Here is a 12974-nt window from a genome sequence, read left to right on the forward strand (position 1 = left end):
ATTGATCCCGGAGTGCATCCGGGCTACGGCTTATTCGCGGGCGCCGGGGATGGCCAGCAGCTCAGCCAGGGCCTCGTCGAGGGTGGCGATCAGTTGGTCCACGTCGGCGGCCGAGGTGGCCGGGCAGCACAGGGTCATGTTGTGGAACGGCGTGATCAGGATGCCGCGGTTGATCAGGTACAGGTGCAGGGCCATTTGCAGTTCGTCGTGGAACGCGGCCTCGGCCTGGGCGCCGGTCTTCGGCGATTGCGGGCAGAACTGGAATTCACTGCGTGCGCCCAGTTCGGTTACCGACCACTGGAGGTCGTATTTGCCGATCAGGCTGCGGAAGCCATCGGCGAGGCGCTTGGCCAGCGGCAGCATGTGATCGTAGGCCGCCTGAGTCATCACCTGTTCCAGGTTGGCGCGCATGCAGTGCATCGCCAGGGCGTTGGCCGACAGGGTGGTGCCCATGCCGCTGTGACCGTGGCCGTGGTTGCCGGCACTGGCGCGTTTGCGCGCGGCCTGCATGGCATCGGCCATCGCCGCGCTGCAACCGAAGATGCCGCACGGTACGCCGCCAGCGATCGGTTTGCCGACCACGAAGAAGTCCGGCTCCAGGTTCCACAGTTGGGTGCAGCCACCCATGCCGGTGGAGATGGTGTGGGTCTCATCGATGATCAGCAGCGAACCGTACTTCTTGGTCAGCTCGCGGCACTTCTGCATAAAGCCCGGCTCGGGCAGGACCATGCCGATGTTGGTCATCGCTGGTTCGCACATCAGTGCGGCGACGTCGCCTTTGGCCAATGCAGCTTCCAAGGCCTCGGCATCGTTGAACGGGATCGAGCGGCTGTACTGGGTCAGGTCATAGGCCTGGCCGATCAGGCCGGAGCGCGGCTGGGTTTCGCCGTCGTGGCAACGCACCATCACGTCATCCACGGTGCCGTGGTAGCAGCCATCGAACACCAGCAACACTTTGCGCTCGGTGATCGCCCGTGCCCAGCGCAGCACATAGCGGTTCGAATCCGTGGCGGTGGCGGTGACTTGCCAGAACGGCAAACCGAAGCGCGCGGCCAGCAGTTCGCCGGCCACCACGGCATCTTCGCCGGGGAGCATGGTGGTCAGGCCGTTGTTGCCCTGTTCGGCGATGGCCTTGGCAATTGGGTCTGGCGAGTGGCCGAACATGGTGCCGGTGTCGCCCAGGCAGAAGTCGATGTATTCGTGGCCGTCGACGTCATAGAAGCGCGCGCCCTTGGCCCGGCTGACGAACAGCGGATTCGGGGTCGACCAGTCGGCCATCCAGTGCATCGGCACGCCGCCGAACAGCGAGTTGCGCGCCCGTTCGGCCAGGGCCACGGATTTGGGATTGCGCTCGATAAAGCGCGCTCGTTCACGGGCGGTGAAGGTTTCTACGGCGGATGGGCTGATACCACTGGCAGTCATGCTTGAACACCTCGTTCGAATTTCTGCACATTCTTGTTTGTGATCACAGATAAGTCAATAACTGGATTTGATCGGCTATTTAGGTAATATTGCCATAATTTGTGATCACAGGATGGGTGAAAATGAGCGAATCAGTCTGGCAGGATCAGGTGGCATTGATCAGTGGTGTCGGCAGCGACAGTGGCATCGGCCTGGCCATTGCCCGGCGCTTGGGCCGCGTCGGCGTGCGAGTGCTGATCACCGCCAGCAGTGCGCGCATCTTGCAACGTGCCGCCGAGCTGCAGGCTGAAGGTATAGACGCTCGCGCCATGGCCGCCGACCTCACCGACGAAGCGCAGGTCAAGGCGCTGGCCGAGTGGGCCCATGGTCAGTTTGGTCATATCGATATTCTGGTCAACAACGCCGGCATGGCCATGGTCGGCAGCCCGGAGCCGTTCGCCGAGGTGGCGGACATGGAGCTGGCGACCTGGAACCTGTCGCTGGCGCGCAACCTGACCAGCGCCTTTCTGCTGACCCGCAGCGTGTTGCCGGGGATGAAGGCCCGTGGCTACGGGCGCATCGTGCACATAAGTTCGACCACCGGCACCCGCGGCAGCAACCCCGGCGAGTCGGCCTATAGCGCGGCCAAGGCGGCGATGCTGGGGATGAACATGAGCCTGGCCCTGGAGGTCGGCAAGCAGGGCATCACCGTCAACAGCGTGGCGCCGGGCTGGATTGCCACGGGTTCCTCGACCGAAGAAGAGCGCCACGCCGCCACCTATACCCCGGTAGGACGTGCCGGTCGCCCCGAAGAAGTGGCGGCGGCGGTGGCGTTTCTCGCCTCGCCGGAAGCCAGCTACATCACCGGCGAAGTTTTAGTCGTCGATGGCGGCAATTGCCTTATTGAGAATAAGGCGCCTTAAGAGGTTTGGCCGCCGCCAAGCCGTTGGGTTACGGCGCATCGAAAACTGAGGTGTTACGCCTTGCGGGTATGCGCCTAACCCAACCTACGGTCCTACGACTCGCTCAGCAATTCGTACCTATTTTGGAGAACCCCATGCACAACTGCTCCCTGACCCTCGCGCAACTGCCGGCTCCGCCAGCGTTTAAACGGTGATTGACGATGGCCGATAACCTGCAGGAACAGCTCTATCAAAACATCCGCAGCGGTTTGCTCAGCGGGCGCTTTCAGCCCGGCGAGCGGCTGAAGATTCGTGACCTGGCCGCGGAGTGGGGCACCAGCCCGATGCCGGTGCGCGCGGCGTTGCAGCGTCTGGTGGCGGAGGGCGCGCTGGAGGGCGAGGCGCAGCGTTCCCTGCGTGTACCGGCGATGACCCGCGAGCGCTTCGAGCAGTTGCTGCCGGTGCGCATCAATCTCGAAGGCTTGGCCGTGGAGCTGGCCGCCGTGCGGATCACCCCGGCCGAGCTGACGACCTTGCAGGGTTGCATCGAGCGCATGGAAGTGGCCTTGCGTGAGCGCAATGTGCAGGCCTACCTGGCCGACAACAGCCAGTTTCACTTGGTCCTTTACCAGGCCTGCGCCAATCCGGTGTTGCTGCGCTTGATTGAGTCCTTATGGCTGCAGGTGGGGCCGTTTTTCAATCGGCTGTTCACCGAGGCTGACCTGTCCCTGCGTCTCAATGATTTTCATGCGGATTGTCTCAAGGCCTTGCAGGCAGGGGATGGCCTAGCGGCGCGGGCGGCCATCGAGCAGGACCTGCAGTACTTCGGCAACTTCCTGCTCAATCTGCTCAGCCTGACGCCAGCTAAGCGCAGCAAGCACTGAGCAGCGGACAGGCCTGCCCTGGGCAACTACACTCAGGGCCTTCTCAGCGTGTCGCACAAGGGTTCGTTTGATGCAGGATTACAGCAATAAACGCTTTCTGGTGGTCGACGACTTTTCCGATTTCCGCACCTCAATGAAAAGCATGTTGCGCGATATCGGCGCCAAGGACGTCGACACCGCCGACCGCGGTGAAGATGTGTTGGCCATGTGTCGGCACAAGCGCTACGACATCATCCTGCATGACTACAACCTGGGGGCCGGCAAGAATGGCCAGCAGGTGCTGGAAGAGCTGCTGATCGGCAAGCTGATCAGCCATCAATGCATCTTTATCATGGTCACGGCCGAGAGCAGCCAGGCCATGGTGCTCAGTGCTCTGGAGCACGAACCCGATGCCTACCTGACCAAGCCGTTCAACCGCGCCAGCCTGATCCAGCGCCTGGACAAACTGGTGGAGCGCAAGGACGCCCTCAAGCCGATTTTGCAGGCCTTGGATAAACACGATCCGGCGGCGGTGCTGGCCGCCAGCGCCACACTCAGCCAGCAGGACAAACGCTACGCACCGTTGTGCCAGCGCTATCGCGCCGGTGCCCTGCGTGACCTGGGCCGCCAGGACGAGCTGGAAACGCTGCTGACCGGCATCCTTGCTGACCGCGCTATGCCTTGGGCATGCATGGCCTTGGGCAGTCTGCTGCACGCCCGCGATCAGTTGCCGCGCGCCCGCGAGGTGTACGAACAGGGCCTGCAGAGTTTTCCGATGATGCCCGGTCTGTACGATGGCCTGGCCGCCGTGCTGCTGGCCCTGGGCGAAAGTTCGCGCGCCCAGCAGGTGCTCGAAGACGCGATAAAGCTGTCGCCCTTGGCGATTCGCCGGCAGATGGAGCTGGGCAAGCTGGCGCTCGATAACCAGGACTTCGGGACCGCTACACGGGCCTATCGGCATGCCATGGAGCAGGGCCGCACCTCGATGTTCAAGAGTCCGGACAACTACCTCGGCCTGGCTCAGGCGCTCACCGCCCAGGCCGGTGACGGGAGTCTCGACAAGCGCGTGCAGGCCGATATCAACCAGACCCTCGGCGAACTGCAGAAAAGCTACAGCGACGACTCGGTGGTGCAGGTGCGTGCGCGCCTGACTCACGCCCAGAGCCTGATCAAATCCGGTGATCCGGCGTTGGCCAAGAAACTCACCGATGAGGCCCTGGCCCAGCTTGGCGAGCTGGATCAACTCTTCTCCGCTGCCGTTAGCCTGCAGGTGGCCAGCCAGTTGCGTGAACTGGGCCAGGCGGATGCCAGCGATGCGCTGCTGAAAAACTGCGTCGAGGTCTACGGTGATGATCCGGCGGTGATGCAGGGGATTGCCAAGCAGACCGATGATCCCGACATCCTCGGCCTCGCCACCGAGGCCATCGACTTCAACCGCCAGGGCGTGCGCAGTTACCAGATGGGCCGTTATGCCGATGCCCTGGAGTTGTTTCGCCAGGCCCTGCAGCGGCAGCCGAAGAACATCAGTATCGCCCTCAATACCGCACAGTCGTTGCTGCGGCTGGGAGGTGATAAACCGGACGTCGCGCTGCTGGAAGAGTGCCGTCTGTGCCTGCAGGCGGTGCGTTTGCTGCCGGCCAGTGACGCGCGCTACGCGCGCTATCAGCAACTGCACCACAAGGCGTTTGGCGCATGAGCACGACACCCGAGGGGCTGGATTTCTCCACGGTGATTGCCTCCACCGTGCATGACATGAAGAACTCCCTGGCCCTGTTGACCCAGACCCACAGCCAGTGGCTCACCCAGTTGCCCGAAGAGCTGCTGCACAACCGCGAGCACGGCATCATCGAGTATGAGTTCGCCCGTCTGAACGGCATGCTGGTGCAGCTACTGGGGCTTTACAAACTGGGGGTCAACCAGTTGCCGTTGCGCCCGGCGCACCACGAGCTGGAGGACTTTATCGAGGCGCAACTGGCGCGCCACCACGAGGTGCTGCAGAGCCGCCATATCGAGGCCCGTTGTGAGGTGGAGGAGTTCGGCCTTTTGGGCTTCTTCGACCAGGACCTGATCGGTTCGGTGGTGGCCAATATCATCACCAACTCGATCCGTTATGCGCAGCAGCACCTGCTGGTGCGCGCCTGGGAGGAGGCGGGGGTGTTGGTGTTGTCGATCTGTGACGACGGTGCCGGTTACCCTGAGGAGATGCTCGCCAAACAGTCCGACTATGCCCTGGGCATCAACCACAGCACTGGCAGCACCGGCCTGGGCCTTTACTTCGCCGGGCGCATCGCCGCACTGCATGAGCGCCATGGTGTGCATGGGCATATCGAGATCAGCAACGGCGGGCCGCTGGGCGGCGGCGAGTTTCGTATCTATCTGCCCTGAGAACCTGTCTACGATCTCTTGATCGTCGGCCATGCTGCGTTGCAACGCAGTAACAGCCTCCGGCTGATCAATTGGGCTCGGGCTGCTCATTTACGGCTTGTAAACTCCGCGCCCTCGCCCAATTGATTCACTGGCGCTTACCCTTCGGGCCAGCCTGCGGCTGTTACTCCCGTTGGTCGTTGCGCCTTGCCTGGCTCTAGCTCAAAAGATCGTAAACCGGTTCTGAGAGATCCATCACTCGGTTTTCAGCTTTCCAGCCACACATCGCGGGCCCAGTGCCACACCGAGTCCCAGGTTTCGTCGGTCAGTTCGCCTTCGGCGCCGGACCACAGGGTGACTTCACCTTCGACATCGACCACGTAATAGTCGCGACCGTCCTGGCACAGCGGCACCAGGTCGCGGGGTACGCCCAGGTCCCAGGCGGTGGCGGTGACTTCCGGCAGATAAGTGTGCGATTGCGGGTCGCTGGCGGTCACCGGCTCCAGGCGGCCGTAGACCACGTCGCTGACCTTGAGGAGAAACTCGCGCAGCTCGAACGGCAGGTGGATAAGGATCTGTTCCTGGATTTCCACCAGGGTTTCTTCGTCGGGCAACTCCAGCGGCACGGGTACCGGTTCGTTGAGTTCGCGCAGTTGTTCGATGACTTCTTCCACGGTCTGGATCTCCAGTTGCAGGGTGGGCGCGACAGGCTGCGCCGACATGCGGGCGAGTCTACCAGCCCGCCGGTCTGTGTGCCGGTGTCGACGAGTCACCTTGGCCTCAGGCTTTAGCTGCTATTGTCGATAGACAAAGGCAAGAGCAAGGCCAAATGGCCGCAAGGTGAATGACCATGAGTAAAGAAGCCGAAGCCGGCGCAGAAGAACCGCTCAGCGATGCCGAGCGTCTGCAGGTGCTGGAAAAGTCTGCCAAGTTGAATCGCTTGCTGCTCTACGGTGTGGCAGGCGTGGTCGTGCTGATACTGGTGGGCCTGCTGGCCGTGAAAGTGGCCGGCCTGTTCGCGGAAGACCCGAGCAAAGCGGCGGCGGAGCAGATCAGCCAGCTGGAGAAGCAGGTGAAGGGCCTCAAGGGCGACATTAGCGAGTTGCAGGGGCAAGTGTTAAAGCAGGAGGCGCAACTGGCGCTGCAGCAGACGGGAAATCTCGCCGGCATTCTCAAGCCGACCGAGGACCCCGGTACGGTGAGCCAACTGGCGAAAACCCTGCAAGGCCAGGAGAACGATTTTCAGCAGGTGATCCTGACTCTGCAGGTGGGCATGCGTGATCTGGCTTATATGCTGCCGGGTTCGCGTACCTGGCTGGAGTACTACACCGAGACCCTCAACAAGTCGTTGGCGACCAGCAAGGCCCGCACGTTGGAGCTGCAGCAATGGGCCAAGGGTGAGGCGCCGGCCGTGATCGCGCCGGTATTCAAAAAGCCTTAAGAAGGCTGTACCGATTGGCTGATCTGCCAGGCGTGCTTGCCTTGGCGGCCCTGATCGGCCTGTTTGCGCTCTGCCAGACTGGCCGCTTCGTTGCCCTGTCTGGAGTCGCCCATGGCCGTTGCCAATCGCCTCAATCGCGTTGTCGCGCTGATCTACAGATTACCCACCGCGTGGCGTACCCCGCTGCTTAGCCGTTTGTTCGGCTCCCAGGTCAAACTGGCGGGCACCGCCCGTGTACGTGTGCATGAAATGACCCGCCGTCAGGCGACCTTGAGCATCGCCAACCGTCGGCCGGTGCAGAATCACATCAAAGGTGTACATGCCGCCGCCATGGCCTTGCTGGCCGAGTCGGCCACAGGCTTTCTGGTCGGTATGAATATGCCGGACAACAAGTTGCTGCTGATCAAGAGCCTTAAGGTGGATTACCTCAAGCGCGTGGTCGGTGGGCTGACTGCAGTGGCCAGCCTGACTGCCGAGCAGATTGCGGCGATGGCGCAGCAGGATAGGGGGGAGGTGCTGGTGGCTGTGACTGTCACCGATGACAGCGGCCAGCAGCCGATTGCCTGCGAAATGCTCTGGGCTTGGATCAGTAAAAAGCCCTGAGCAGCGGCACCATCAAGGCGCGCCACGCAGGGCTCGGTTGTCGCAAGGCGGGTATTAGCCCATGTGGAAGAAGGCCAGCTTGTTGCCGTCCAGGTCACGGAAGTATCCAGCGTAGAAGCCAGGCATGCGTTCGCCCGGAGCACCTTCGTCGGTCGCGCCAAGGCTGATGGCCTTGGCATACAGCGCGTCCACGCCAGCGCGGGAGCCGCCCGGTAGGGAGATCATGTTGCCATTGCCAGGGCTGGCGGCTTCCTGGTTGTAAGGCACGCAAATACCGAACATCGGTTGGCCCATGGTGGTGCCGTAGAACGCTGCGCGGCCGACATCCATCAGCACCTTGGCGCCCATCTCGCCGAGCAAGGCATCGTAAAAAGACTTGGCCTTGGCCAGGTCATTGGTGCCAACCATTGCGTATCCGATCATGTTGCAATCCTCTTGGGTGTGGGTGGTGCAAGGTCGTCTGACTTTAGCAGAGCCTGGATACAACAAACCCGGGCGAACCCGGGTTTGTCAGTTACTCAGCGCAACTTAGTTCTGGCGCATGCCGGCGATCAGCCATGGCTGGTTGTCGCCCTGGGCACGCTCCATACGCCAGCTCTCGCTGAACGGTTCGCCCTGGTCAAAGCGCGAGGTCTTCTCGATACCGCTGAAGGTCAGGGTGGCGATGGTCTTGTCGGCCTGGTCGTCGAGACCGTCCAGTTGTACTTCTAGGTTGTCGATGTAGGTCGACTGGAAGGCATCGCCCAGATCGGCACGCTCTTTCTGCAGGAAGGCCTGCAACTGCGGCGTGGTGAACTCGGCAATCTTGTCCATCTCGTTGGCATCCCAGTGCTGTTGCAAATTGAGGAAGTGCTCACGACCGGCATTCACGAAGCTGGTTTCGTTGAACCAGGCCGGCGCTTTGATCGGTGCCTTGACGCTGGCAGCGCTGCTGCCACCAAAAATCGAGGCAGGGGCGCTTTGCGGCATTTCGCGCTGATAGGGCACGCCACCGGCCATTGCGGGCTGGGCATGGGCCTGCTGCTTGCGGCGCGAGGCGATAAAGCGGAAGGCCAGGAAGGCGATCAGGGCGATGATTAGCATGTCCATGATCTGCATGCCTTCGAAGCCGTCACCCATGAACATCGAGGCCAGCAGGCCGCCAGCCGCCAGGCCAGCCAACGGGCCAAGCCAGCGCGAGGCGCCGCTGGCGGCAGCCGCTTTGCCAGCCATCGGTGCGGCGGCAGTGGCAGCTGGCGCGGCCTGACGGGTCTGGGAAGCTTGATGGCTAGGCGCGGAGCCAAAGGATTTGCCACTGCCCATCCGCTTGGCACTGGCTTCCATGCTCAAGGTCAGGCCCAGGCACAGGGCCAGAAACACAGTCATAAAACGTTGCATTGAGTGATCTCTCAAATGGATTGCACGCGCGCATCTTGCCCAGCTGTGGGGAGGGAGGCCAGCGTTAGAGTGTTTCGGGATTTTTTGGCGGTGTTACATCTTCCCGCAGGGCTCAGCCTGGGTTGTTTGGGTCGAGCATGGCCAGCATGCCGTGGCGGCAGATGCTTTCATAGCAGGCCGCCAACTCAACCACCGACTGGGTCAGGTCTTCACGCAGCCAGCGCATCAGGAATGCCAGGGCGGTGGCGGCGATGCTGTCGATCAGGTACGGCATCAGGGCGGGCTCTTGCACCCTCAGCTGGCGTTGACTCAGGTAACGACCGACCAACCGGGCGCCGTAGTGGCGAAAGCGCTGTTGCATGGTGCTCTCCAGCCCCGCATCAAGCAGTGCACGTAACAGTTGCCGATGCCGATGCCATTGTTCGAATAGCTGCAGGCAGATCGCTGTCGTATTCAACTCGGCCTGGGGCAACTGCGGCTCAATCTCGGCAAAGAACTGCTCGAAGACTTCGTCCATGAAGCTCAGCAGGGCTTCTTCCTTGCCGGAAAAGTGCAGGTAGAAGGTCGGTCGTGCGACGTCGGCGCGCAGGCAGATTTGCGCTACGGTCAGCCGCGCGAACGGCTGTTCGCCAAGCAAGGCAAGCATGGCGCCGAGAATCGCGCTGCGTGAGCGCAGGCTGCGGCGATCGAGCGGGTTGCTGGACATAGGGGCGGATCTGTCTGTTAGTGGACACTGGGCCGAGCCTGTCGCCTGGGCAGCAGGGGTTTGTGACGCTAAATAGACAGCTGTCTATTATCGTCCAAGGACTCTGCCATGCCGCTGCGTCGCTTTCGCCACACCCAACGATTGGCCGCCCTCAACCCTCGGGAGGATTACGCAGACATCCTGCGCGAGCTGGCCCGTCACGAATTTCCGCTGGATATGCTGGTGGCCGGCGAGCTGGCGCAACTGAAGACCTTTGCCATCCCGCGGATGTCGGCGCTGTTGCACCGCACCGGACAGTACGAACAGCACAGTGTTAAGCGCCTGGATGATACCCGCGCGATTCTCAGTGAGATTCTCAATGACGGCGTCGACGGCCCCCATGGGTCGCAGATGGTCGAGCACCTCAACCATATCCATGGTCACTACGCGATTGCCAACGAGGACTACCTCTACACCTTGTCGTTGTTCATCTATGAGCCGATTCACTGGCTGCGGCGTTATGGCTGGCGGCGGTTGACGGTTGCCGAAGAACAGGGCTTGTTCGCGGCCTTTCGGGCCCTCGGCGAGGCCATGCACCTGCAGGATATTCCCGCCGATATCGATGCTTTCGAGCAGTGGCGCGAGGCCTATCGCGCCCGCATGGAAGGCTTTGCGCCGAGCAACCAGCAGGTCGCCGAAGGCGCCATCCGCGGTCTGGGCCAGATGCTGCCGTGGCCTTTGCGGCCACTGACGCGCGCATTGGTCAAGGTGCTGCTGCATGATCCCGCGTTGCTGGCGGCGCTGGGCCTGGGTCGGCCTTCCCGACCGCTTGCCGCGCTGGTGACGCTGGTGTTGCGGGCGCGGGCGCTGTGGTTGCGACGTTTCAATCCCTGGGAGCGGCGTTCATTCCATGAGAGTCGCCTGGCGGTGCATTTCGCCAGTTATCCGCAGGGCTATCAGCCGTTCCGCCTCGGACCGGAGAAAATCATCAACTTGCTCGACCGGCGCGCAGCCTGAACCGTTCAGGATTGCAGCAGGTTGGCGCTCGGCCGTAGCCGGCGCTAATGGCCGCGACGACCGGCTGAGCGCTTGAGCATTACATCGCTTCCAGCTTGGCGTAGCCGAGCATCAGCCATTTGGTGCCTTCGTTGATGAACTTGACCTGCACCCGCGCCTGGGCGCCGGCGCCTTCGAAGTTGAGGATCACGCCCTCACCGAACAGGCTGTGGCGTACGCTCTGGCCGAGACTGAAGCCGGTTTCCGGCACTTCGGCGCCAGCGAACAGGTTGCTGTTGCTCATGCTCTGGTTGCGGGTGCCGGCGAAGGGACGGCTGACGCTGTTGCTCAGGCGCACTTCCTGGATCAGGCCATCGGGAATCTCGCGGACGAAGCGCGACACCTTGTTGTAGGTCTCGTTGCCATACAGGCGGCGGGTTTCCGCGTAGCTGATCACCAGCCATTGCATGGCGCGGGTGATGCCAACGTAGGCCAGGCGCCGCTCTTCCTCCAGACGGCCGGGCTCTTCCAGGCTCATCTTGTGCGGGAACAGGCCTTCTTCCATGCCGACCAGGAACACCCGTGGGAACTCCAGGCCCTTGGCGCTGTGCAGGGTCATCAGCTGCACGCTGTCTTCGTGCTCGCTGGCCTGGGTGTCGCCGGCCTCCAGGGAGGCGTGGTCGAGGAAGGCGGCCAGGAGGGTGGTGTCTTCCTCCAACTCCATGGTTTCGAAGGCGCGGGCGGCGCTGACCAGTTCCTCAAGGTTTTCTACCCGGGCCTGGGCTTTCTCGCCTTTCTCTTCCTTGTGGTAGGCGAGCAGGCCGGACTGTTCGATCACCGTCTGGGTCATCAGCCCCAGGGGCATTTCCAGCACTTTGGCGGCGAGGTTGTCGAGGGTTTCCAGGAAGCCGGCCAGGGCGCTGCAGGCCCGCGCCGGCAAACCTTTGTTGGCGATGATCAGGCTGATCGCGGCGTGCATCGACAGGTCGGCGGCGCGTGCTTGTTCACGGATGGTCTCGACGGTTTTCTCGCCGATGCCGCGCGCCGGTACGTTGATCACCCGCTCTAGCGCGGCGTCGTTGCCGGGCTGCGAGAGCAGGCGCAAGTAGGCCATGGCGTTCTTGATTTCGGCGCGCTCGAAGAAGCGCTGGCCGCCATAGATGCGGTAGGGGATCTTCTCCCGCAGTAGGGCTTCTTCGAGGGTCCGCGACTGGGCGTTGGAGCGGTAAAGGATGGCGATGTCGCTGCGCTTCAAGCCGTCCTTGCGCAGGGCGTCCATGATCGACTCGACCACATAGCGTGCTTCGTCGTATTCGTTGAAGGCGGCGTACAGGCTGATCGGCTCGCCATCGCCGCCGTCGGTCCACAGCTCTTTGCCGAGGCGTCCCTGGTTGTTGGCGATTAGCGCGTTGGCGGCCTTGAGGATGCCGGCGGTGGAGCGGTAGTTCTGCTCCAGGCGGATGGTTTCGGCGTCCGGGAAGTCGCGGCTGTACTGGTGGATGTTCTCGATTTTCGCCCCGCGCCAGCCGTAGATCGACTGGTCGTCGTCGCCCACCACCATCAGGCTGGCACCGCCCTTGGCGAGGAAACGCAGCCAGGCATATTGCACGGCGTTGGTGTCCTGGAACTCGTCCACCAGGATATGGCGGAAGCGCCGCTGGTAGTGCTCCAGCAGGCCGGGGTTGTCGCGCCACAAATCGAGGGCGCGCAGCAGCAGTTCGGAGAAGTCGATCAGTCCGGCGCGGGCGCAGGCGGCCTCATAGGCCTGGTAGATGCTCAACTGGGTGGCGAGGAACAGGTCGCCGGCCGGCTGGATATGCTGCGGGCGCAGGCCTTCGTCCTTCTGCCCGTTGATAAACCACTGCGACTGTTTGGCCGGCCACTTGGTTTCGTCCAGGCCCAGCTCGCGGATTACCCGCTTAACCAGGCGCTGCTGGTCGTCGCTGTCGAGGATCTGGAAGTTTTCCGCCAGCTTGGCTTCCTGCCAGTGCGCGCGCAGCAGGCGATGGGCCAGGCCGTGAAAGGTGCCGACCCACATGCCCTGGGGGCTGACGCCCATCAGCTGCTCGATGCGGTGACGCATCTCGGCGGCGGCTTTGTTGGTAAAGGTCACCGACAGCACCGAATGCAGCGAGGCGTGTTCCACCGCCACCAGCCAGGCGATGCGGTGCACCAGTACGCGGGTTTTGCCGGAGCCAGCGCCGGCGAGCACCAACTGACGACCCAGCGGGGCTGCTACAGCCTGGCGTTGGGCGTCGTTGAGGGAATTCAACAGGGGGGAGAGGTCATCATGCATGGCGCATTTTAGGCGCGGTTGCCCCTGCATTGCGAGCCGCCCGCCC

General features: G+C 62.6%; 13 protein-coding genes. 7 read left to right on the forward strand and 6 right to left on the reverse strand.

Annotated elements, in window-relative coordinates:
* Nucleotides 1–30: 30 nt before the first annotated feature.
* Nucleotides 31–1422, reverse strand: coding sequence for an aspartate aminotransferase family protein (locus AC56DI_RS14920; protein WP_496346864.1), 1392 nt, complete (start codon nucleotides 1420–1422; stop codon nucleotides 31–33).
* Nucleotides 1423–1544: 122 nt separating this feature from the next.
* On the opposite strand from AC56DI_RS14920, the gene AC56DI_RS14925 reads away from it, so the two are divergent.
* The 4 genes from AC56DI_RS14925 to AC56DI_RS14940 all read left to right on the forward strand — a co-directional run bounded on the left by AC56DI_RS14925 (nucleotide 1545) and on the right by AC56DI_RS14940 (nucleotide 5551).
* Nucleotides 1545–2324: an SDR family NAD(P)-dependent oxidoreductase gene (locus tag AC56DI_RS14925; RefSeq protein ID WP_496346865.1), complete on the forward strand. Its 780-nt coding sequence runs from the start codon at nucleotides 1545–1547 to the stop codon at nucleotides 2322–2324.
* 200 nt (nucleotides 2325–2524) lie between these two features.
* Nucleotides 2525–3187 (forward strand): GntR family transcriptional regulator, encoded by a 663-nt coding sequence (locus tag AC56DI_RS14930; protein ID WP_496346866.1) that lies wholly within the window; start codon nucleotides 2525–2527, stop codon nucleotides 3185–3187.
* 70 nt (nucleotides 3188–3257) lie between these two features.
* Nucleotides 3258–4862, forward strand: coding sequence for a tetratricopeptide repeat protein (locus AC56DI_RS14935; RefSeq protein WP_496346867.1), 1605 nt, complete (start codon nucleotides 3258–3260; stop codon nucleotides 4860–4862).
* Complete coding sequence (locus AC56DI_RS14940; protein WP_496346868.1) at nucleotides 4859–5551, forward strand: sensor histidine kinase; 693 nt, start codon at nucleotides 4859–4861, stop codon at nucleotides 5549–5551. The genes AC56DI_RS14935 and AC56DI_RS14940 overlap by 4 nt, the downstream gene beginning before the upstream one ends.
* A gap of 245 nt (nucleotides 5552–5796) precedes the next feature.
* Here AC56DI_RS14940 and AC56DI_RS14945 read toward each other — a convergent pair whose 3' ends face one another.
* On the reverse strand, nucleotides 5797–6204 hold the full coding sequence (locus AC56DI_RS14945) for an SMI1/KNR4 family protein (protein WP_324521090.1): 408 nt from the start codon (nucleotides 6202–6204) through the stop codon (nucleotides 5797–5799).
* Between the two features lie 176 nt (nucleotides 6205–6380).
* Here AC56DI_RS14945 and AC56DI_RS14950 point away from each other — a divergent pair, with 176 nt between their 5' ends.
* Nucleotides 6381–6971, forward strand: a complete 591-nt coding sequence (locus tag AC56DI_RS14950) for a hypothetical protein (protein ID WP_496346869.1) — start codon at nucleotides 6381–6383, stop codon at nucleotides 6969–6971.
* A 111-nt stretch (nucleotides 6972–7082) separates the two neighbouring features.
* The gene (locus AC56DI_RS14955; protein WP_496346870.1) at nucleotides 7083–7574 is read left to right on the forward strand and encodes a DUF4442 domain-containing protein; all 492 of its coding nucleotides are present in this window, start codon (nucleotides 7083–7085) and stop codon (nucleotides 7572–7574) included.
* A gap of 54 nt (nucleotides 7575–7628) precedes the next feature.
* Here AC56DI_RS14955 and AC56DI_RS14960 read toward each other — a convergent pair whose 3' ends face one another.
* The 3 genes from AC56DI_RS14960 to AC56DI_RS14970 all read right to left on the reverse strand — a co-directional run bounded on the left by AC56DI_RS14960 (nucleotide 7629) and on the right by AC56DI_RS14970 (nucleotide 9657).
* Nucleotides 7629–7997 (reverse strand): VOC family protein, encoded by a 369-nt coding sequence (locus AC56DI_RS14960; protein ID WP_496346871.1) that lies wholly within the window; start codon nucleotides 7995–7997, stop codon nucleotides 7629–7631.
* 105 nt (nucleotides 7998–8102) lie between these two features.
* Nucleotides 8103–8951 (reverse strand): Tim44 domain-containing protein, encoded by an 849-nt coding sequence (locus tag AC56DI_RS14965; protein WP_496346872.1) that lies wholly within the window; start codon nucleotides 8949–8951, stop codon nucleotides 8103–8105.
* Between the two features lie 112 nt (nucleotides 8952–9063).
* On the reverse strand, nucleotides 9064–9657 hold the full coding sequence (locus AC56DI_RS14970; RefSeq protein ID WP_496346873.1) for a TetR/AcrR family transcriptional regulator: 594 nt from the start codon (nucleotides 9655–9657) through the stop codon (nucleotides 9064–9066).
* Nucleotides 9658–9765: 108 nt separating this feature from the next.
* Between AC56DI_RS14970 and AC56DI_RS14975 the strand changes: the two genes are divergently transcribed.
* On the forward strand, nucleotides 9766–10653 hold the full coding sequence (locus AC56DI_RS14975) for an oxygenase MpaB family protein (RefSeq protein ID WP_496346874.1): 888 nt from the start codon (nucleotides 9766–9768) through the stop codon (nucleotides 10651–10653).
* Nucleotides 10654–10732: 79 nt separating this feature from the next.
* Here AC56DI_RS14975 and uvrD read toward each other — a convergent pair whose 3' ends face one another.
* A complete protein-coding gene (uvrD, locus tag AC56DI_RS14980) occupies nucleotides 10733–12928 on the reverse strand; it encodes a DNA helicase II (RefSeq protein ID WP_496346875.1) in 2196 nt (731 codons plus the stop codon).
* Nucleotides 12929–12974: the final 46 nt, after the last annotated feature.

This window comes from Pseudomonas sp. BGA-UO-ETr-WB11, assembly GCF_059567785.1.